15 protein-coding genes are annotated in these 20,384 nt (G+C 53.3%); 7 read left to right on the top strand and 8 right to left on the bottom strand.

Features of this window, described 5'->3' with window-relative positions; translation table 11 throughout:
• Positions 1-394 precede the first annotated feature (394 nt).
• Positions 395-847: an IS200/IS605 family transposase gene (tnpA, locus tag F0P93_RS12295; protein WP_150876721.1), complete on the top strand. Its 453-nt coding sequence runs from the start codon at positions 395-397 to the stop codon at positions 845-847.
• Here the strand turns inward: tnpA and F0P93_RS12290 are convergent, their stop codons facing one another.
• Positions 848-1,291, bottom strand: a complete 444-nt coding sequence (locus F0P93_RS12290; protein WP_150876720.1) for an SRPBCC domain-containing protein — start codon at positions 1,289-1,291, stop codon at positions 848-850. It lies immediately after the preceding gene.
• 353 nt (positions 1,292-1,644) lie between these two features.
• Between F0P93_RS12290 and F0P93_RS12285 the strand changes: the two genes are divergently transcribed.
• A complete protein-coding gene (locus F0P93_RS12285; RefSeq protein ID WP_150876719.1) occupies positions 1,645-2,562 on the top strand; it encodes a DUF5655 domain-containing protein in 918 nt (305 codons plus the stop codon).
• 15 nt (positions 2,563-2,577) lie between these two features.
• Positions 2,578-3,108, top strand: coding sequence for a hypothetical protein (locus F0P93_RS12280; protein WP_150876718.1), 531 nt, complete (start codon positions 2,578-2,580; stop codon positions 3,106-3,108).
• Between the two features lie 29 nt (positions 3,109-3,137).
• Here the strand turns inward: F0P93_RS12280 and F0P93_RS12275 are convergent, their stop codons facing one another.
• The 6 genes from F0P93_RS12275 to cobA all read right to left on the bottom strand — a co-directional run bounded on the left by F0P93_RS12275 (position 3,138) and on the right by cobA (position 12,897).
• Positions 3,138-3,614, bottom strand: coding sequence for a nitrate reductase associated protein (locus F0P93_RS12275; protein WP_150876717.1), 477 nt, complete (start codon positions 3,612-3,614; stop codon positions 3,138-3,140).
• Positions 3,611-5,092, bottom strand: a complete 1,482-nt coding sequence (locus F0P93_RS12270) for a rubredoxin domain-containing protein (protein ID WP_150876716.1) — start codon at positions 5,090-5,092, stop codon at positions 3,611-3,613. The genes F0P93_RS12275 and F0P93_RS12270 overlap by 4 nt, the downstream gene beginning before the upstream one ends.
• Before the next feature lie 57 nt (positions 5,093-5,149).
• Positions 5,150-8,833: a nitrate reductase gene (locus tag F0P93_RS12265; RefSeq protein ID WP_150876715.1), complete on the bottom strand. Its 3,684-nt coding sequence runs from the start codon at positions 8,831-8,833 to the stop codon at positions 5,150-5,152.
• Positions 8,834-8,935: 102 nt separating this feature from the next.
• Complete coding sequence (locus F0P93_RS12260) at positions 8,936-10,237, bottom strand: NarK family nitrate/nitrite MFS transporter (RefSeq protein ID WP_150876714.1); 1,302 nt, start codon at positions 10,235-10,237, stop codon at positions 8,936-8,938.
• An 18-nt stretch (positions 10,238-10,255) separates the two neighbouring features.
• The gene (locus F0P93_RS12255) at positions 10,256-11,779 is read right to left on the bottom strand and encodes an alginate export family protein (protein ID WP_150876713.1); all 1,524 of its coding nucleotides are present in this window, start codon (positions 11,777-11,779) and stop codon (positions 10,256-10,258) included.
• A gap of 335 nt (positions 11,780-12,114) precedes the next feature.
• Positions 12,115-12,897, bottom strand: a complete 783-nt coding sequence (cobA, locus tag F0P93_RS12250) for a uroporphyrinogen-III C-methyltransferase (RefSeq protein ID WP_150876712.1) — start codon at positions 12,895-12,897, stop codon at positions 12,115-12,117.
• A gap of 278 nt (positions 12,898-13,175) precedes the next feature.
• Between cobA and nirB the strand changes: the two genes are divergently transcribed.
• The 4 genes from nirB (at position 13,176) to F0P93_RS12230 (ending at position 18,418) form a co-directional block, all read left to right on the top strand.
• Complete coding sequence (gene nirB / locus F0P93_RS12245; protein ID WP_150876711.1) at positions 13,176-15,695, top strand: nitrite reductase large subunit NirB; 2,520 nt, start codon at positions 13,176-13,178, stop codon at positions 15,693-15,695.
• A gap of 215 nt (positions 15,696-15,910) precedes the next feature.
• The gene (gene nirD / locus F0P93_RS12240; RefSeq protein ID WP_150876710.1) at positions 15,911-16,267 is read left to right on the top strand and encodes a nitrite reductase small subunit NirD; all 357 of its coding nucleotides are present in this window, start codon (positions 15,911-15,913) and stop codon (positions 16,265-16,267) included.
• Positions 16,268-16,274: 7 nt separating this feature from the next.
• Complete coding sequence (locus F0P93_RS12235; RefSeq protein ID WP_150876709.1) at positions 16,275-17,732, top strand: ATP-binding protein; 1,458 nt, start codon at positions 16,275-16,277, stop codon at positions 17,730-17,732.
• Entirely contained in the window at positions 17,732-18,418 is a 687-nt protein-coding gene (locus F0P93_RS12230) for a response regulator transcription factor (protein WP_150877528.1), read from the top strand. The genes F0P93_RS12235 and F0P93_RS12230 overlap by 1 nt, the downstream gene beginning before the upstream one ends.
• 23 nt (positions 18,419-18,441) lie before the next feature.
• Here F0P93_RS12230 and F0P93_RS12225 read toward each other — a convergent pair whose 3' ends face one another.
• Complete coding sequence (locus tag F0P93_RS12225) at positions 18,442-20,199, bottom strand: alpha-L-fucosidase (RefSeq protein WP_150876708.1); 1,758 nt, start codon at positions 20,197-20,199, stop codon at positions 18,442-18,444.
• Positions 20,200-20,384 lie beyond the last annotated feature (185 nt).

The following is a 20,384-nucleotide window of genomic DNA, read 5'->3' as shown; positions in this document are numbered from 1 at the left end:
GCGCGATGCAGCGAACAATTCCACATCCCGCCCTGAAAGGGCATCATCACTAGCACGGGGCAACGCCCTTTGGCATCATCAGCACCATCGCCCCGAACATGGGATCGTTCCGAACATGGGATCACCCCGAACATGGGATCGTCCCGAAACATGGGATCATCCCGAAACATGGGATCATCCCGAAACATGGGATCATCCCGAACATGGCATCATCCCGAACACGACATCGACACCGGTACGGCATCATCCCGAACATGGCATCGATATGTATTATGCTAGGTTTGTGGCAGATGAGGTACAATCGCCCTAAACTCGATTTGGGTTCAGGGCATTACTTTTTGCAGGGCTTATCGTCTAATGATTGAATCGGGCAAACCATTCAATCAGGTACACCATGCCACAATCTTTAACCAAGGTCTATGTCCACCTGGTTTTTAGCACCAAATACCGCGAGCCGATCATCGGCGATGAGGTGAAAGACGAATTGTATGCCTATCTCGGCGGTGTTTGCAGGCAACTGGAATGCAATCCCGTAAAAATTGGTGGCTACTACGACCATGTGCATATTCTGTGCATTCTGTCGAAGAAGATCGCCCTCATGAAGTTGCTGGAAGAAGTAAAGAAAAGCTCGTCCAAATGGATGAAGACGAAAGGCCACACCTACCGAAATTTTTATTGGCAGGACGGGTATAGCGCGTTCTCGGTGAATCCGTCGCAGGTCGACGCCGTAGTGCGGTACATCAGCAATCAATACCAGCACCACGGCAACACCACGTTTCAGGACGAATGCCGGGGCATCTTTCAGAAATACGCTATGGCGTATGATGAGCGGTATGTGTGGGATTGATTACGACCCTTTTTCCGCCAGTTCTTTTACTTTGTCCAGGGCCGTTGGCCAGGTTTTCAGGAAATATTCCTTATCCTGTTCCGTAACGTCCAGATCAACCGTCAGTTCGGTTTGTCCATCGACGGTTTTGAGGTTATAATTTTCGAGAGCACCCGCCCATTGTTTGGTGGTTTCACTGTCGTAGTCTTCAACCCCGTTTTTGATTGCGCCCAGGTGTTTGAACGACATCAATTCGTTGGGCCGGTTGGCGGCAATCGAAGAAATCATGCCTTCGTGTTCTCCGCCCAGAAAGAGTACTTTACTGCCTTCTTTCCAATCCGTTTCTACCCGTGAATCTTTACTGAAAACGGCCGTCCATACCGGATAGGTCGCATCGTTCCAGAGGATATTCCACACGGTTTCCCGCGGGGCATCGATCAAAATAGTATATTCCAGCTTTTCCATGGTATTGAATAGGGGTTTGATATGGAACAAAAGTGACGGTTTTTTTTCGGAATCAGGAGGGGTGAAAACGACAAGTTGGGGGGGCGATTCCGACCCGTTGGCCGACTGAAAATTAAGAAGAGAGGCCATCGCAACGAATCGGTTCGAGCCATTCGGAGATTGTGGAAAGGCTGAAAAAATACCGATTGAAACCGTTTATCTTTTGGTATAAGTGCTTTGGGGTGGCTTTCATGCATTAATTACAAAGTGGTTTTCAGGTGTTTCATTTTTTTTTGCGTGCTTTGCTCTGTGATGCATCGTAGCCAGTACGCATTCCCTGCACACTAAAGCGTAACCATACCAGCCAAATCGCTATGCCATTGTTTAAAATAGGACATAAATTAGAACACATAAAAGAAGTTTCATTCAAACTGGAACGGGAAATTCAGCGTCTAACGGAGCAAAATCTGCAAATCTTATTGCGACTTAATTTTATACGATCTGAATTTTCGCTGAACAATTTTCGGATTGATACCCTGGCTTTCGATCCGGAGACGAAAGCGTTTGTTATTATTGAATACAAGCGAGATAAAACCTTTAGTGTAATTGATCAGGGCTATGCGTATTTGTCGTTAATGCTGAATAATAAGGCAGATTTTATTTTAGAGTATAATGAAAGTCAAAACCAGAGTTTGAAGCGGCTGGATGTTGACTGGACACAATCCAAGGTGATTTTTGTAGCTCCTTTCTTCACCACTTACCAGCGGGAAGCTATAAATTTCAAAGACTTGCCGATCGAGCTATGGGAGGTTAAAAAATTTGAAAATGATACACTATCTTTTGAACAAGTGCAGAAAGCTTCTGCAAAAGAAAGTATTAAAACGATTTCCCGTTCAGATGATACGGTAGAAGCCGTTAGTAAAGAAGTGAAAGTTTATACGGAGCAAGATCATCTGCAAAAAGTGGATTCTGAAACTCGTGAACTATTCGAGAACGTCAAGGATAGATTACTGAATATGGATGACAACATAACCGTTCAGCCCAAGAAACAAACCATTGGCTTTAAGGTAGATAATAATATATTTTGTGATGTTGTGTTGCAAGGTAAAGGGCTTAAAATCTACCTGAATTTAAAAAGTGGCGATTTGCAGGATCAAAAAAATGTCACTCGCGATGTCTCACATGTTGGGCATTGGGGGAACGGAGCGTATGAAATTAAATTGACTGACCTTGAAGATATTGATTACATTTTAAGTCTTTTGAAACAATCCATGCGAAAGAATAAAGCATGACTTGCCCGCCGATCTATGAACTACCCCCATCCCTCCATCGAAGCCTTGCTGCAAACCTTCAAACCCGTCATTGGTGCAGATTATGACCGATACCGCAACCACGTCTACCGGGTTTTTCTGAATTGCCTTTTGCTGGATCGGGATGCAACCAACGAAGAAAAATACGCTCTGGCCGTCGTTTTTCACGACATCGGCATCTGGACCAATCACACCATTGATTATTTAGACCCTTCCGTGGCGCAGGCCCGACACTACCTGACCGAAACCGGGAAACCAGAGTGGATCGAAGAAATTACGCTGATGATTTACTGGCACCACAAAATCAGTCCGTATCGCGGTAATTGCGAGAAAACCGTCGAAAACTTCCGGAAAGCGGATTGGATCGATGTGTCGCTGGGTCTGTTGACGTTCGGGGCCGACCAGCACCAGATCCGGAAAAACCGGGAGCGGTTGCCCAACCGGGGTTTTCACTGGTTTCTGACCAAAGAATTAGCGAAGAATTTCTTCGGACACCCGCTGAATCCGCTTCCCATGTTTACAAAATAAGCAGTTTCCATCGGCAGCAACGACCGGTTTTAAGCCGTAGCAATTCCGAATTCCCGCAAAGCACGGGGAAAGTTTTTTCCTTCGTGACCCGACCGGCAGAGCTTGATCAGCGCAAACCGCTGGAGCACATCCAGCCGAATCCATTGCCGGAGGGTCAGGGGCGCACAGTTGAATTCCAGGGCTTTTTCCTGGACTTCGCCCGGAACCTCGCCCAGAATATCCCAGGTTGCCTCCACCGGCGGCAGTTCGCTGACGGTTTTCTGGCAACGCTCGGCCACCCGCTGAATCAGATACTGGCGGTAGTGTTCGATTTCCGATTCGGTATAACACGGGCGGATTGCCAGTTCGCGTTTTTCATCGACCCGCAGTTTCACCCATTCCGGGAGTTTCAGCTTGATGCCGCACGTGTCGAGTTTGTAGCGGACAATCATTGGAATGCAGCGAAAGGTATCGACAAAGTCGTTCTCAAAAGCAAAATAAACGATTTCTACAGCCTGTGGTTTCATCGAAAAGTGGGAGTTGGGTTGGTTACTTCGAGCTGAATTTCCTGGAGTTCGATTTTGGGGGCATCGCAGGTGGAACAGGTGTAGTCGCTGGATAACTGGCTGAATGATACGCCTGCCGGAATGCCGCGCCGTTCGTCGCCGTACTGCGGATCATACACCGTAAAACAATGCGGACACTGGTACAACGGATGGGCCGCAGCGAAAGCCGGTTCCGGATTTTCCGTTTCCAGACGCACGGATTTGCCCGTTTCGAGCGAACGGCGGTTGCTGAATTTCCGGCACAACCGGTCGATCTGGTACGGCAAAAACGGTTTTAACAATCCTTTTTCGAACCGGATGTACGTCCGGCTGTTCGGGTTGAAATTCTCGGTGTGATACAGATCATACACACTGAAAAGCGCCAGTTGACCGATCCGGAGCAGGGGACGTTTGCGCACCAGCACGGAGCCGAATACTTCGGATTTCGGGCGGGTTTGTACACCAAAGCACAACCCGAACGTCCGCATGTCGTATTTTTCGAAATACCGGATGACGTAGTTTTTCAGTTGCAAACCGTCGTCGCTGTGGTCTTCCGTTTGCCACGCCAGTTCATTGGCGGCATGGCGCACGTTGATGTTGTGTTTGGCCAGCACATACGACCACGCACCCCGGTCTTTTTCTTCAATCCCTTTAATAATCAGTGATTTCCAGGGCGTCACGCAGATTTCACCGATGCGGGTTTTGAGGCATAACGCACAAAGATCCAGCAGGAAATCGATGGAAAACTGCTCATCCCGGCGGTACAATCCGAGCCACGACCGCTCGCCGTAGCGGTTGAACCCTTCGTAATACGGCAACGAAAACTCCGGCAGTTCGACCTCCTGCGTCGCCGGTTGGGTGATAAAGCTCGCCCGACCCGTGACGGTTTTGTGCAGCATCTCCGCATCCCGGTAGTCCGGTTCGCCCTCCAGCAGAGCCGTTTCAACGGCTTTGGCCAGGCGACCCAGATCGTTGGTGTAGACGAGTTCCGGCCAGCGAAAAACCGTGTTGCTTTGCTTCGGGCGGACGTACAAATACCAGAAATGCGGTTCGGGAGACGCGATAAAATTGAGATTACCCGTAAAAAAGGGTGTGAAACTCTGGTTGGAATCCGACAGGTTTATTTTCAATCGGGGCTGCTCGTCAAACTGATCCAGAACCGTGTGATATTCACCCTCCCGCAGCCACGCCCCCGTCCGAAACACGTCTTCCCCGCAATACGAACTGATGATGTTGGGATACTGATCGGTATTGATTTCGTAGGGAATCGGGTGCTTTTTCAGCTCTTTTTCCAGCGCACGCAGGTCTTCGTAATGCACCGTCATGAGCAACTGCTGCCGGGCACCAAAACGAACGTTCCGAACGTTGGCATTCCGGGCCAGCGATAGCACATTCTGCAACGTCCCCGGCGAACTGATCCCGGCGGGAAGGTTGACTTTCAAGGTGTAATAATCTCTCATTGTAATGATGAATGATGAACGATGGACGATGAATGGGCTAACGCATACAGGCATCGTTCATCGTTCATCATTCATCGTTTGTAAAAGCACACACTCGTTCATCTTTTCCAAAATGCTTCGCACTTCCGGGCGACACGAACCGCAGCCGGTTCCTGCCCCGGTTTTCTGGCACAACTGCTGGAAGTCGGTGCAACCCGTCTGAATGGCGCGCTCCAGATTGCCCTGACCGACGCTGTTGCAGGAACACACCAGTTTGCCCTCCATCGGATCAACGGCCTTGCTGGCCCGCAGCAGTTGCAGGCGTTTTTCCGACAATTCCGTTCCCTTGGCGATCAGGTCGCGGAACTCCGCAAATTCGTTCTTGTCGCCAATCAAAATGGCCCCCACGAGCTTGTCGCCCTGAACGATGCATTTTTTATAATACCGTTTCGATTTGTCGATGAAAACAATTTCTTCGTAGCTGGAATCATTCGGTGGCGTTTCGGCCATTCCGATGCTGCACAAATGCAGTCCTTCCATTTTCAGGATGCTGATCGAAACACTGCCCCGGTACGGTTTTGAAACATCCCCGGCGATAAAACCGGCGGCTATTTCGGCCTGCTGCTCGGCGGCCAGCGTGATGCCCCACATCTGACCACTCCACTGCGCCAGTTCGCCTGCGGCAAAAATATCCGGGTCCGACGTTTGCAGATAATCATTTACCACCACGCCCCGGTTGCAGTCGAGTCCGGCTTCCCGCGCCAGTTCGATGTTCGGCTCCGTACCGATGGCGATCACCACGACCTGACACGGTATTTTATGGCCTGATTTTAACTGAATGCCTTCCACTGTGGTGGTTCCGGTAAACGTTTGGACCTCTTCGTTGAAAAACACATCGATGCCGCGTTCTTTCAGTTCCAGGTACAACAACTCACTCGCCAGCGGATCGATCTGGCGTTCCATAAACCGCCCCGCCCGCTGAATCACCGTCACCCGTACGTTAATCTGACGCAGCGAAGCCGCCAGTTCCAGCCCCAACAAACCGCCCCCCACAATGACGGTGTGCGGTTCGGCCCCGTCTTCCGGTTGCTTCAGAAAAGGCAGCAGCGAATCGGCATCGAGCCGTGACCGCATGTTGAAAATTCCCGGTAATGGCGGAACGCCCCGGGGCATAAACGCCCGGCTTCCCGTACCGAGCAGCAGTTTGTCGTAGGTGTGTTCCACGCCGTTGCTGTCGATCAGAACTTTGGCTTTTCGGTCAATGTGGACGATGCCAACCCCCTTGTGAACCCTGATGTTGGCTTCTTCGAACTGGTCCTCGCGCAACTTGACGAGTTGCTCCCACGACTGTGCCCCGCTGATGTAATCGGGTAGCAGAACCCGGTTGTAGAACGGATAAATTTCTTTGGAAAAGACGTGAATCTCGTCGTCCGTATTTAGGGTTCGGTAAGCATTGATAAAACCCAAACCCGCCGACCCGGCCCCGATAATGACGATTTTCTCAACCGGTTTTCGGTAGGGGACAACCTCAACTGCCGAAAACTTGAAATCCGGTTCTTTCGAACGGGGATCGATGAGGGCATTCGTCAGGTTGTTGGCGCGGTTCAAATTGCTTTTCACCGAACCACCGGTCGGCATTTTGCCCCAGTGCATGGGCAGAAAACACAAACCGGGCCGCACATCCTCGGTGAGCTGGACCTTGACGCGCACCTCGCCCCGCCGACCCCGTACTTCGACCAACTGACCATCCTGAATGCCCCGCGCTTTTGCATCGTCGGGATGGATTTGCAGGAAGGGTTGCGGACTGTGCTGATTGAGTTTGGCCACCCGACCGGTTTTGGTCATCGTATGCCACTGATCGCGGATGCGCCCCGTGGTCAGCACCAGCGGAAAGTCCTCATCCGTGGGTTCTGACGCGTTTTCATCGGGAACCGCATGAATCTGTGCGCGACCATTGGCGGTATAAAACCGGTGATCGGTAAAGAGTCGTTTGGTGCCGGGGGTCGGTTTCCGGTTTTCAGTATACGGTTTTTGGTCAGCAGGCACGTCCGTCGATTTCTCGGATTCGCCCCTAAATCCCCTAAAGGGGACTTCTGCATCTGGTTTGGCTGCGTCCAAGTCCCCTTTAGGGGATTTAGGGGCATTCTCCGCCGAAAACGGCCACTGAATCGTCCGGTATTTTTTCAGCAGTTCATAACTCACGCCCGTTACATCGATGCTCGTTCCGGCCGTGAGTTGGGTGTATTCGTCATAGACTTCCGAGCAATTCGCGTAAGTAAACGATTCGCCAAAACCCATTTTCTGCGCAAACCGCCAGAGAATTTCCGAATCCGGTAAGGCTTCGCCGGGGGCGTCGATGACTTTGGGCAGGTACGCAATTCGCCGTTCGGCGTTGGTCATCGTTCCGTCTTTTTCGAGCCAGGCGGCTGCGGGCAGCACGATATCGGCAAAACCAACGGTATCCGCGCGGTTCGAAACATCCTGCACGACGACAAAACGAGCCTTTTTCAAGGCCAGTTCAGCCGCATTGACATCCGGCATGCTCACCAGCGGATTTGTATTGATGATCCAGATGGCTTTCAGTTTATCGTCGGCCAGCGCTTCGAACATTTCCGTAGCGGTCAGGCCGGGTTTGGGCGCAATCTTGACCGGACTCTTCCAGAAGGCTTCCACCTCGGCGCGGTGGGCTGCGTTCAACACGTCGCGGTGGGCGGGGAGGCTATTGGCCAGACCACCGGTTTCGCGGCCACCCATCGCATTGGGTTGTCCCGTCAGCGAAAAAGGCCCGTTACCCGGTTTGCCAATCCGCCCCGTAATCAGGTGTAAATTGATGAGTGACAGGTTTTTATTGACGCCAATCACCGACTGGTTCAGGCCCATCGTCCAGAGCGACAGAAAGCCTTTGGAGCGGCCAATCCAGTCGGCCGCCTGCCGAATGCCTTCGGGCGAAATACCGCACAGGTCGGCAGCTTCCTCAATCGTACGCTGCATCACCTGATCGCGATAGGCCGCAAAACCGTCGGCGTGGTGGGTGATAAAGTCGATGTCGATGTCGCCGTTCTCGATCAGTACCCGACCCATCGCGTTGTTGAGCACAATGTCGGTGCCGGGGCGAAGGGGCAAATGCAGATCCGATGAGCGGGCGGTATCGGTTTTTCGGGGATCGACGCAAATGATTTTGACGTGTGGATTGGCCGCTTTGTGGGCTTCGATCCGTCGCCAGAGAATAGGGTGACACCAGGCCGGATTAGCACCCTGCACCAGAAAAACGTCGGCTTCCTCGATGTCGTCGTAGCAAACCGGCACGGAATCTTCCCCGAGCGACATTTTGTAGCCCACCACCGCCGAACTCATGCACAGGCGGGAATTGGTATCGATGTTGTTGGAGCCAATAAAGCCTTTGATCAGCTTGTTGACCAGGTAATATTCTTCCGTCAGACACTGGCCCGACACATAAAACGCCACCGAATCCGGCCCGTATTTTTGAATGAAGGTCTTGAAAACCGCAGCCGTGCGTTCCAGCGCAGCATCCCAGCTCACCCGTTGCAGCGGCATCGACCGGTTGAGTCGCATCTGCGGATACAGCAACCGATCCGACTGATCCATTACCGTATAATGCAGATTCATCCCTTTCGAACACAGCATGCCGCGATTGGAGGGATGGTTTTTATCCCCTTCAACCGTCAGCCGTCCGTTCTGCTCCTGTTTGACCACGATTCCACAGCCAACACCACAGTAGCAACAGGTAGTTTGATGAGACATGGTTTGAATGATGAATGATGAACGATGGACGATGAATGATGGACAATGCATGATATAGTGCGCTAGCAATTCATCGTTCATCGTCCATTATTCATCATTCTTTTAAGCGGTTTGAAGTTCGGTTTCGGCGGTTTTTACGACGGCGGTTTTGCCGAAGTTGACGAGGAACAGCAACAGGCCGGTCGCTGCAACAATGCCACCGATGTAGAGGAATGCCTGTCCGTAGCTGATGGATTGCGATTTGAACAGGAAGCCCATCAGCATACCGCCAATGTTACCACCGGCACCGACCACCCCCGAAATGACCCCAACGGCTTTTGGATTGACAAACGGCACGATGGCGTAGGTGCTGCCATTGGCCATTTTCAGGAACAGCGCAAAGGTGATCATGGAAATAATGGCCATCGACAGGCTGCCCGACTGCGCGAAAAGCGCAATGCCAACGCCTTCCATCAGCAGCAAACCGGCCAGTAACAGCCCTTTGCCGCGCATACCGTATTGGTTTCCGACTTTGTCGGCGACGATTCCGCCGAGGGCGCGGGCAAAAATGTTCATGAAGCCAAACAGCATGGCCCAGAAACCGGCTTCGGTTTCTTTCATGTCGAAATTGTCGAAAAAGTAGAGCGACGCCACCCCGTCGAAGGTGATTTCCATGCCGAAGCAGCAGGCATACGCCAGCGACAAAGCCCAGACGCGGATGTCGGCGCAGGCTTTCCAGAAGCTTATTTTCTCGCCTTTTACTGTCGTACGTTGGATCTCATCGTAGTTGCCGTTCGGTGTGTCTTTCGTGTAGCGGAAATAAACAAACGCCATGATGAGCATCAGGACGCCCGGAAAAATCATCGCCAGCCGCCAGGCTTCAGGCTTGGTGTAGCCAAAACCGATAATCGTGGCCATAATCACAGGCATGGCGAGTTGCGTGATGCCTCCGCCCAGGTTTCCCCAGCCGCCAGCGACAGCATTGGCCGTTCCCTTGATTTTCGGGGCAAACATGACCGACGTATGAAACTGCGTGATGACAAACGAGGCACCGATGACGCCGATTGCCAGACGGAACAGCAAAAATGTGGTGTAGTCGTGAGCCAGGCCGACGAACATGACCGGAAAGGCACCCAGCACGAGCAAAGCCGTGTAGGTTTTACGCGGTCCCCAGGTGTCGCACAACTTTCCGACAACCAGGCGGGCAAAGATGGTGGCCGACACGGCGGCAATGATCGTGTTACCCACTTCGGGCTTCGTCAGTCCTAGGTCGGCGCGGATGGCGGGCATCAGCGGGGCCAGGCCGAACCAGCCGAAAAAGCAGACAAAAAACGTCATCCAGGTGATGTGAAAAGTCTTCATCTGAATGCCTGAGAAACTGAATACGGGCAGCGTTTCGAGCGGTTTATTTACGGGTGCGTTCATGGCTTTTACGGTTTATGATTAGAGGAAAGTGGGACGGATGTTGATCATCAAATACGTCCAGGTTCCCAGTTTATCTTTCTGATTCATGGTGCTTTGCTTCGTATATTCCAGCGAATTCGTGCCGCGCATCAGGGCGTATCCGGCTTCCAGGCTCGTGAATTTGTTCAGGCTGTAGGTGGCTGTAAAGTCGAATTCCATGCCCAGTTTCGAATCGAGTGTTGCGCCGGATGCCGCATCGGGCATTTTGTTAAACGTGGTTGCCGCCAGGGCGAAATAATGCACGTCGAGGCCCGTCGTCAGGCGTTTTCCGGCGTATTTGAACTTCAGAAACGCATCTTTCAAACCGCCGGCCGGTGCGCCCGTGCCCACGTAGAAATAATCCATGTAGCCCCAGTGTTTGTGCGGTGTGCCATAGAGCGGATCGAAACGACCGGTTTCTCCCGGTTTTGCCGTTGCGGCATTGGTGCCGGAAAGAACTTCATACCCGGGACTCACACTCAGCAAACCTTTCTGGAACGTGACGTTGGCACCGTAGTGATAGGCGTTCCGGATGCGCAAACCGTCGCGGTCTTTGCCACTTTGCAAATACCCGAAAGCCTGCCACAGAATCTGACCGGTTTTTGCGGCCGAAACCGTGGCCTGTCCTGTCAGCATCGCGCCGTACGTCAGGCGGGAATGAACGCCCGGAACGTCATAACGCCGACCATATACGTAGCCCGTTGAAGCACTGCCCAGCGAGTCGATCCGGTATTTCGAGAAATCGTCTTTAAAGACCAGCGCCGAGAATTTGGTCCCGTTAAATTTCCGCGTGAGATACGCCATCTGGAACGCCTTGAACTGCTGATTCTGGCCGTTGGTACTGACCGCATTGGTCACCACCGGCGCCCCGCCTTTCCCGACGGTGGGCAAAAAACCGCCCGGAATCGCCAGCGAAACGTTTTTGTTGGAAAGTGCCGACGCTGGTGCATTGGCGGGTGTGTAGTAGGTGCCGGTGTTGCCGAACGCATCGGAATTCTGGTTAAAGCCGACGCCCAGATCCAGCGCCCAGCCGTGGTGTTGGGCTTTCAGGATGGCGGCATCGAATCGGCGGGCCTGCTGGAGCCAGTCGAGATTGCCCAGCAAGCGGACGTCGTCATACACCAGTTCCTGGCGTCCGATTTTCAGGGATAACCTGTCGATGGGCTTGAATTTCAGCGTGCTATCGGCGGCATTGATGAGCGTCAGATCGGCCCAGGCTTCGTGAATCATCAGCCGGTTTCCGTCGGTGCTGTTGATGCTGGAAGCGTCCTGGCCCCACACCCGTACATCCTGCACGGAAACGTTAAAGAGAACGCGATCCCATTTGTAACCGAACGTCAGCCGGGTGCGTTGCGACGTGAAAGCGGCCGCCCGGCTATTTTTGGGTGCCAGATTGCCGAAACCGTCGCGCAGTTCCGTACGGGTACGAAGCTGGCCGGTTAGCGAAACCTGCGCCCGGAGTTGTGTGTGAAAAAGAGTCAGCAGAAGGCATAGAAGCCCTAACCGCATGAAGTAGAGTTTCATGGCATACGTGGGTTGAAAGAAAAGAAGCGGCCGGTGCAACAAGTAAGCAGGATACCCGAAGCGGGTAAGAGAAAGGCAACCCTCTGAAAGGACAGGCCTTATGGGTGACGACACGATTCGTCCGGTCGTCCGGACCCGATAAGGCGGAATGAAGCGATTTGCTTTACGTCGGTTTTTTCATTTTCTTTGAACCGTTTGTGTTTTACATAGACAAACCCAGTTTTGGCCGATCCAAAGGTGCCCCCACACCGGATCGGCTTTTTTACGGTATTCGGTTTACAGTATTCGGTTTACGGTGGCTGACGCATGCTTGTTCTGGCGTTGGCCACCGTGCGTCAGCCACCGTAAACCGAATACTGTAAACTGTCTACCGAAATGCTGCGCAGGCATTCGGCCAGGTAGGCCGGATGCAGGGCAACCACTTCGCCGATCACCAGCACAGCCGGCGCCCCCACGCCATGCTCTGCTACGAGATGAGGCATTTTCCAGACCTGACCCACCACACTCTGTTCGTTGATGCGGGTTCCGTTCTGAATAACCGCCATCGGGACATGGCCCCGACCGGCCTGGCAGTAGAGTGCGCAGATCTCCGCCAGTTTATTCACCCCCATCAACACCACCACCGTCGCTTTTGACTGAACCGCCAGCCGCAGATCGTCGGACAGTTCGCCGTGGCGCGTGGTGCCGGTGATGACCCAGAAGCTTTCACTGACCCCGCGGGACGTGACCGGAATGCCCTGCGAAGCCGGAACCGCAATGCAACTGGAAACACCGGGAACGACATCGCACGGAATACCGTACTGCCGGACGTGTTCGTATTCCTCATATCCGCGTCCGAATACGTACGAATCACCGCCTTTCAGCCGAACCACGTGGCCGTGTTCCTGCGCCATCCGCACAATCAACCCGTTGATTTCCTCCTGCGTAAACGATGCCTTCCCCGCCCGTTTCCCCACGTAGGTTTTCAGCGCGTGTTGGGGTGCAAAATCCAGTAAGGAGTCATTGGCCAGATCGTCGTACAGCACAACGTCGGCTTTCTGAAGCGCCCTGATCCCTTTCAAGGTGATCAATTCGCCGTCGCCGGGACCCGCCCCCACGAGTGTAAGCTTTGGCTTCATCGCTTTGGTGTTTAGTAATGATGAATAGTTAAAATGTACTATTGTTAGTATTTGATAACTATTGAATTATTGGTTCAAAATTAAAGACATAATTTGGAAAAACAAGTTAATTCAATAAAAACAGGATTAAAATTTAGGTGTGACCGAATAAAAATATAGGAAATTGGGAAAAATCAGTTTAATTTTGAATCGTAGTATTTCAGGAGTAATTGGGGAATTTTACTGAAATAGTACAAAAAATAAACGGGTTTGTTTTATAACTATAGTTACTAATAACTATGAACACAAACAAAATGAGGCATGTCGTCGTCGTAGGCAATGGCATGGTAGGCTACAAATTCTGTGAAAAATTAGTAGCCAAACAAAAAAACGGGGTGCAGTTTACCCTGACGGTTTTTGGGGAAGAACCGCGGGTAGCCTACGATCGCGTCCATTTGAGTGCCTATTTCGATGGAAAAACGGCCGAAGACCTCACGATGGCGCCCGAATCGTGGTATGCCGAAAACGGCATCCAACTGTATTTGACCGACCCGGTGGTGGACATTGACCGGAAGCGGAAGGAAGTTCGTTCGCACCACGGCATGGTAGTACCTTATGACTATCTGATCCTGGCCACCGGCTCCGGCGCGTTTGTACCACCCGTGGCCGGCGTCGAGAAAGACGGGGTGTTCGTGTACCGCACCATCGAAGACCTGGACCTCATTCAATCGTATGCGCGCAGAGCACGGAAAGGGGCCGTCATGGGGGGCGGTTTACTGGGTCTGGAAGCGGCCAAAGCCCTGCTCGACCTCGGTCTGGAAACCGCCCACGTGATCGAATTTGCGCCCCGCCTGATGCCCCGGCAAATTGACGATGCGGGCTCCGGTATTCTGCAACGCCAACTCGAAGCGCTGGGCCTGAACATCCACCTCTCCAAAAGTACGCAGGAAATTACGGGCGAGGACACCATCAAAGGCATCCAGTTTGCGGATGGCAGCACGCTGGATGTCGATATGCTGATCATCTCCGCCGGGATTCGTCCGCGCGACGAGCTGGCGAAAGCGACGGGCCTCGATACGCACCCGCGCGGGGGTATTGTGGTCGATAATTTCCTGCAAACGGCTGATCCAGCGGTTTTTGCGATTGGCGAATGCGCTGTCGTTCACCACATGATCTATGGGTTGGTGGCGCCGGGTTACGAAATGGCGGAGGTGGTGGCGTCCCGGTTGATGGGCGAGGAGAAGGAATTCAAACCGTTCGACATGTCGACCAAGCTGAAGCTGATCGGCACTGATGTCGCCAGTTTTGGTGATCCGTTCATTGCCGAACCGTCCTGCCGGACCATCGCCTACGAAAACAAAGCCAAAGGCGTTTACAAGCGCATTAATATTTCGGCCGATGGCAAAACGCTGCTGGGCGGTATTCTGGTGGGCGATGCCGATCAGTATAACATGCTGCTGCAAACCTGCAAGAATAAAACCATCCTGCCACCCGATCCGGAAGACTTAATCCTTGGTTCGCGCGGGGGCGAAGAAGCGGGAGCAGGCGTCATGGGTTTGCCCGACGATGCGCTGATCTGTTCCTGCGAAGCCATTACCAAGGCGATGCTGTGCCACGAAATCGGTGAAAACGGCCACACGACCATCGATTCCCTCAAGAAAGCGACCAAAGCCTGCACGGGTTGTGGCGGTTGTACGCCGTTGGTGAAAGATTTGATTCAGGGCGTGCAGAAACAGCAGGGCCACTACGTTCGGAATGTGCTTTGCGAGCACATTGATTACACCCGCCAGGAACTGCTGGATCTGGTGAAAATGAACAGCCTGAAAACGTTTGACGACGTGCTGGACACGTTCGGAAAAGGCGACGGCTGCGAGGTTTGCAAACCGGCGGTGGCGTCGATTCTGGCGAGTTTGTGGAACGAAAATATTCTCGAAAAAGGGCGGGCGACCATTCAGGATTCCAACGACCGGTTTCTGGCGAACATCCAGAAAGGCGGCACCTATTCGGTCGTGCCGCGCATTCCGGGGGGCGAAATTACGCCCGATAAACTGATCGTGATTGGTCAGGTGGCCAAAAAATACGGTTTGTATACCAAAATAACCGGCGGACAGCGCATCGACCTCTTCGGTGCCCACGTCGGCGATCTGCCCCTGATCTGGGAAGAACTGATCAACGCCGGGTTTGAAAGCGGCCACGCGTACGGCAAATCCCTGCGGACGGTGAAAAGCTGCGTCGGCAGCACCTGGTGCCGTTTCGGGGTGCAGGATTCAGTGTCGTTTGCCATCGAAGTGGAAGACCGCTACAAGGGCGTTCGTTCTCCGCACAAAATCAAGTCGGGCGTGTCGGGCTGTATCCGCGAATGTGCCGAAGCGCAAAGCAAGGATTTTGGCATTATTGCGACCGAAAAAGGCTGGAATCTATACGTCGGTGGCAACGGCGGCTCCAAACCGCAGCATGCGCAGTTGCTGGCTTCGGATGTCGACAAGGAGACCTGCATCCGCTACATTGACCGGTTCCTGATGTTTTACATCAAAACCGCCGACCCGCTGACGCGCACCGCCACCTGGATGAACAAAATGGAAGGCGGCATGACGTATTTGAAAGCCGTCGTCGTGGACGATGTGCTGGGCATTGCCGACGATCTGGAGCGCGAGATGCAGTTGCTGGTCGACACCTTCAAATGCGAATGGAAAGAAGTGGTTGACAACCCCGAACTCCGCAAGCGGTTTGCCCACTTCGTCAACGTTCCTGAACAAAAAGACCCAACGGTAGAATTCGAATCGCTGCGGGAGATGAAACGGGCAAAGGAGTGGAAGTAATCCCCGGTGAATTTATTGGATTTAACAGCCCACGGTTTTAACCGTGGGAACAGGCGAGGTTTCAGGCCGATTATAAACCGTTTTAACGGTTTGGCCAACGCCCAAAACCGTTAAAACGGTTGCCGGAGTATCGTATACGGGTTGGTTGCCCCACGGTTAAAACCGTGGGCTATGAACAAATCATTGTCATTTTCTTTTCTCCAGACGCAAAAATCATGGAAACTTTATTCGCTGAAAAAGAAGAAATTATATGGTATCTGGCCTGCCGGGCCGAGGATGTTCCAGTCGATGGCGGAGCCTGTGTCCTGATCAACGGTCACCAGATCGCCATTTACAATTTTGCGCGCCGGGGCGAATGGTACGCGACGGACAACGAATGCCCGCACCGCCAGCAGATGGCCCTTTCGCGGGGCATGATCGGTAGCCAGGGCGACGAGCCGAAAGTGGCCTGTCCGTTCCACAAAAAGACGTTTTCGCTCCAGACGGGCCAGTGCCTGAACGACGATGGCTACCAGATTATGACCTTTCCGGTGAAAGTGACCAACGGAATGGTGTATATTGGAGTAGAATAGAGACCGGATGAATCAACTCGATGAGCAGGTAGCCCGCCGGTTAACCCGGTTTTACGTTCTGGCGTTAACGTGCATAGCCGTGTTATCGCTGACCGGGCTGCTGTTTATCCGCCAGACGCTGAGCGATCACTACGACGACAGCCGGGTGGTGAACGTGGCAGGTCGGCAACGCATGTTGAGCCAGCGACTGACGAAACTGGCGCTGCTCCGGACCACGGGAACGCCGACGGCCGATACGGCGTCGTTTTCGGCGCTGCTGCAAACCTGGAGCCAGAGCCACATTCAGTTGCGGAACGGCGATTTGCGGATGGAAAAGGCGTATGTGGTGCGAAAAAGCCGCCAGATCAACCGAATGTTCGCGGAGATCGAGCCGGTTTTTCAGTCCATGTACCAAAGCCTGGTGCGGATCGGTGTCGCTTCGGCATCGCCGGAGCAGAGGAAAACCGCCCTGCAGGTCATTCTGCGCGACGAGCCTTCGTTTCTGAATCAGATGAATGCCATCGTGTTTCAGTTCGATAAAGAAAGCTTCGAACGGGTTCGGTCGCTTGAGCAGATCGAGTGGGTGCTGACGGTGGCGACCCTGCTGACGCTGCTGATCGAAGGGCTGCTGATTTTCCGGCCGGTGGTGACGCATACCAAAAATGTGATTCGGAAACTGACCGAATCGGACGATGCGTTGCGGGCGGTGAACGAAAGCCTGGCGGTGGCCAACACAGATCTGGAAGTGGCTAACCAACAGTTGGTTAAAACCCAGCGCGAACTTTTGCGGGCTACCGAAGAAAAATACCGTTTGCAGATTGCCGAGGAAACCGTGCGGTCGGCGGGCTTGCTGGAAGGGCAGGAGGAAGAACGGCGCCGGTTTGCGCGCGAACTCCACGACGGCATCGGGCAGATGCTGACCGGCCTGAAACTGCACGCTGAAAAACTAAAGGTCATTCCGTTTCCGGAACCCAAACACCGGCAACGGTTCGAGGAATTGTGCGAGCTGATTTATGACGTTATTCAGACCACCCGCCAGACGTCGCACAACCTGATGCCGTCGGTGCTGGGTGACTTCGGTTTGGGCGCAACCTTGCAATTATTAGCGGAACAAACGGCCCGATCATCCGGAATTGAGGTTATCTTTGAAGGAGATCGTGACGAAAGCAGGCTGCCGCCAGCGGTGGAAATTGGCCTGTACCGGATTGCGCAGGAAGCCCTGAACAACGCCATCAAGCATGCTCAGGCTCAGAAAATCCGGATCAGCTGGCAACGAGCGCCCCGAATTGTATTGACGGTGGAAGACAACGGAAAGGGTTTTTCCGTGAAATCGACTCCGAAGTACGAAAAAGGAATTCAGCCCATCAATGGCCTGGAAAACATGCGCACCCGGGCCCGTTTGATGAACGGCGACCTGACGATTACGTCGAAATTGAAAAAAGGAACGAAAGTTGCCGTCACTTTACCAGACACTACGAACGGATGATGCCGATACGAATTCTTGTTGCCGACGACCATTCTGTGGTACGAAAAGGGGTTCGGACCTTGCTGGAAGATGAAGTTGATATTGAGGTGGTTGGCGAAGCTCCCGACGGCGACGAAGCCATCGATCTGATTCCGGTGGTGAAGCCGGACGTGCTGTTTCTGGACATCACCATGCCCCGCATGTCGGGCATCGAAGCCCTGCAGATCATAACCCGCCAATACCCCAAAATCCGGATTCTGATGTTCAGTATGCACAACAACAAGGATTACATCCTGAAATCGGTGCAGTATGGAGCCGCCGGTTATTTGCAGAAAGACACCGACCGCGAAGAAATCCTGCGGGCGGTTCGGGCCGTGGTCGACGGCGAATTGTATTATCCGCCGAGTGCTTCGACGGTGATTATCAGACATTGGGTAGTGCCCGAAACGGCCACCCTAAAAGAAGACCACAGCCAGGTTTCCAAAAACCGTTCGTCCATCTGGAACAAGGTTAGCTCGCGGGAAGCCCAGATCCTGACCTGTCTGACGGAAGGGATGAACAGCCAGGAAATCGCCAAAAAATTTGACATCAGCACCAATACCGTAGCGAACCAGCGGGCTAGTATTCTGAAAAAAGTGGGCGTCAAAAATACCGTCGATCTGATCCGGCTGGCGCTGGAAGAAAAATCCGGTCGGCTCAAAAATTAAGGGCATCGGGTGTAATTCGTTGACTAGTTGGGTGGTAACAACTGAAATTCACTAACCCCGATGCTGCCCGATGATTCGAGAATGACCAACCGAAACCGCTGCGCCGTGACGGGCGGAATTTCCTGCCGCCATTCGTCGCCCATTTCCCGGCCCGTCGCCAGCGTTACCCATTCGTTGCCGTTCTGATACTGCACGCTGAATCGGCTGATTTTTGGAATCAGCTCCGGGTTGTTTTTTCGCTGAAATTCCTGCAGCACGATTTGCCCAACGGGTTGCGGTTTTCCTAAATCAACCTGCAGCCAGCCGGTGCTTTCGTAGTTAGCCTGGGCTTCTTTCGTCTGATAGTGAAGCGGTTTTCCGTAATTAGCCTCAAAATTAGCATCGCTTCGACGGCCGAGCTTCCAGTAGGTCGCCTTGTTGTCGTCGAAAGCGGCCCCCGCATCGTGCAGAAACGGCCCCACCGCGCTCGAAGCCGACGGTTTTTTGCCATAGGCCAGCGACCCGGTTTTCGAAAACGGCAGAATGGGAGCCAGTTGCGAAGCCGGGCGGTCGAGGGTCAGGGTGATTATCGTCGCAATGGAGTCGCGCGCTGAAACCGGCACGATCAGCCGAACCTGCTCTTTATTTTGCGAAAAAGTCAGCTTCGCGCCATTGAGCAGGGCAGCCTGTTTGATCGTCGCGGGCAGGGGTGGTAACACCACTTCGCTGGTGGTTCCTGCCAGCAGGTGCAGAAAAATCCGGTTGTCTTTTTGCGTACAGACATACTCCTGAGCGGGGGTGTAGGGGCCGCCTTTGGTGCCGTAGATAGCGACTTCCCGGGGCTTGATCCAGGCCCCGACTTCCTGCAAACGGCTGGCAAACAAGGGCGGAATCTGCCCCAGGCTGTCGGGGCCGACATTGAGCAGTAGGTTTCCATTGCCACCCACACACCGCAGTAACGTATGCACGACTTCTTTCGCAGCCCGAGGCTTGTCTTCAAACCGCCACGCCCACTGGTGGCCTAAATTGGTGCAGGTTTCCCAGGGAACACGGCCATAACCGGCCACGAAACCTTCAGGCGTAACATAATCGCCGTAGCGGCCCGGCTGGCCGTGCGACTCGTCGGGGTTGAAGGCTTCGAGCCGGTTGTCCAGGATAATACCGGGTTGCAGGCGATGCGCCAGCTCATACACGTTTTTCGGGTCGGTCGGGCAGGGCCAGCCGTCGTAATCGATCCACAGCAGACTGATTTTGCCGTAATTGGTCAACAGTTCGGTAAGTTGCTGCAACATCCGGGTTTCAAACACGGCGTTTCGTTCCCGGTCGGGATTGCGGCAGTCGGGGTCTTTCCAGTCGCCGGGCGAAAAATACCAGCCCAGTTCAAGCCCGGCATCGTGAACGGCATCGGCCAGTTCCTTGCAAACGTCCCGCCCAAACGGCGATGACATGATGTTGTAGGGAATGGTTTTGGTGTTCCACAAACAGAAACCGTCGTGGTGTTTGGCAGTGAGCACAACGTATTTCAGGCCGCTGGCTTTCGCCAGGCGCACCCATTCTTTCGGATCGAATTGGGTGGGATTAAACCGCAGATACAGCGAATCATACCGGCTTTTACCGTAACCCGCCCGCGACCAGCTAATTTCTTTGCCCGTCAGCGTCGCCGGTCCCCAATGGATAAACATACCGAAGCGGTCCTGCTGCCACCACTGGAGCCGCTGGGCCTGGGGCAAGGCTTTTTGTGAAACCGCCGGGAGTGTGGTCAGGAGAAAAAACAGCGGGAGCAGGAGCCGTTTTGCAGTCATTTTTCGAAAAAGTAGGCTGTAGGAATAATCTCAAATGTACCCTAAATCCTGTTAAAGCCTACGTTTGCAGCGGTTTTATCGTTTCGCTGTTCTGCCCGAAGCCGCCGGGTTGGTCCGTTCTGCCGCGCTTTTGCCCCCCAGCCCCCTAAAGGGGGAGTTTTCTCGCGCTCCAAGCTCCCCCTTTA

Origin of the sequence: Larkinella humicola (assembly GCF_008727875.1) — a bacterium.
GTDB lineage: Bacteria > Bacteroidota > Bacteroidia > Cytophagales > Spirosomataceae > Larkinella > Larkinella humicola.
The sequence above is the reverse complement of the archived record's forward strand: the minus strand, read 5'-3'. Positions and strand labels throughout refer to the sequence as shown.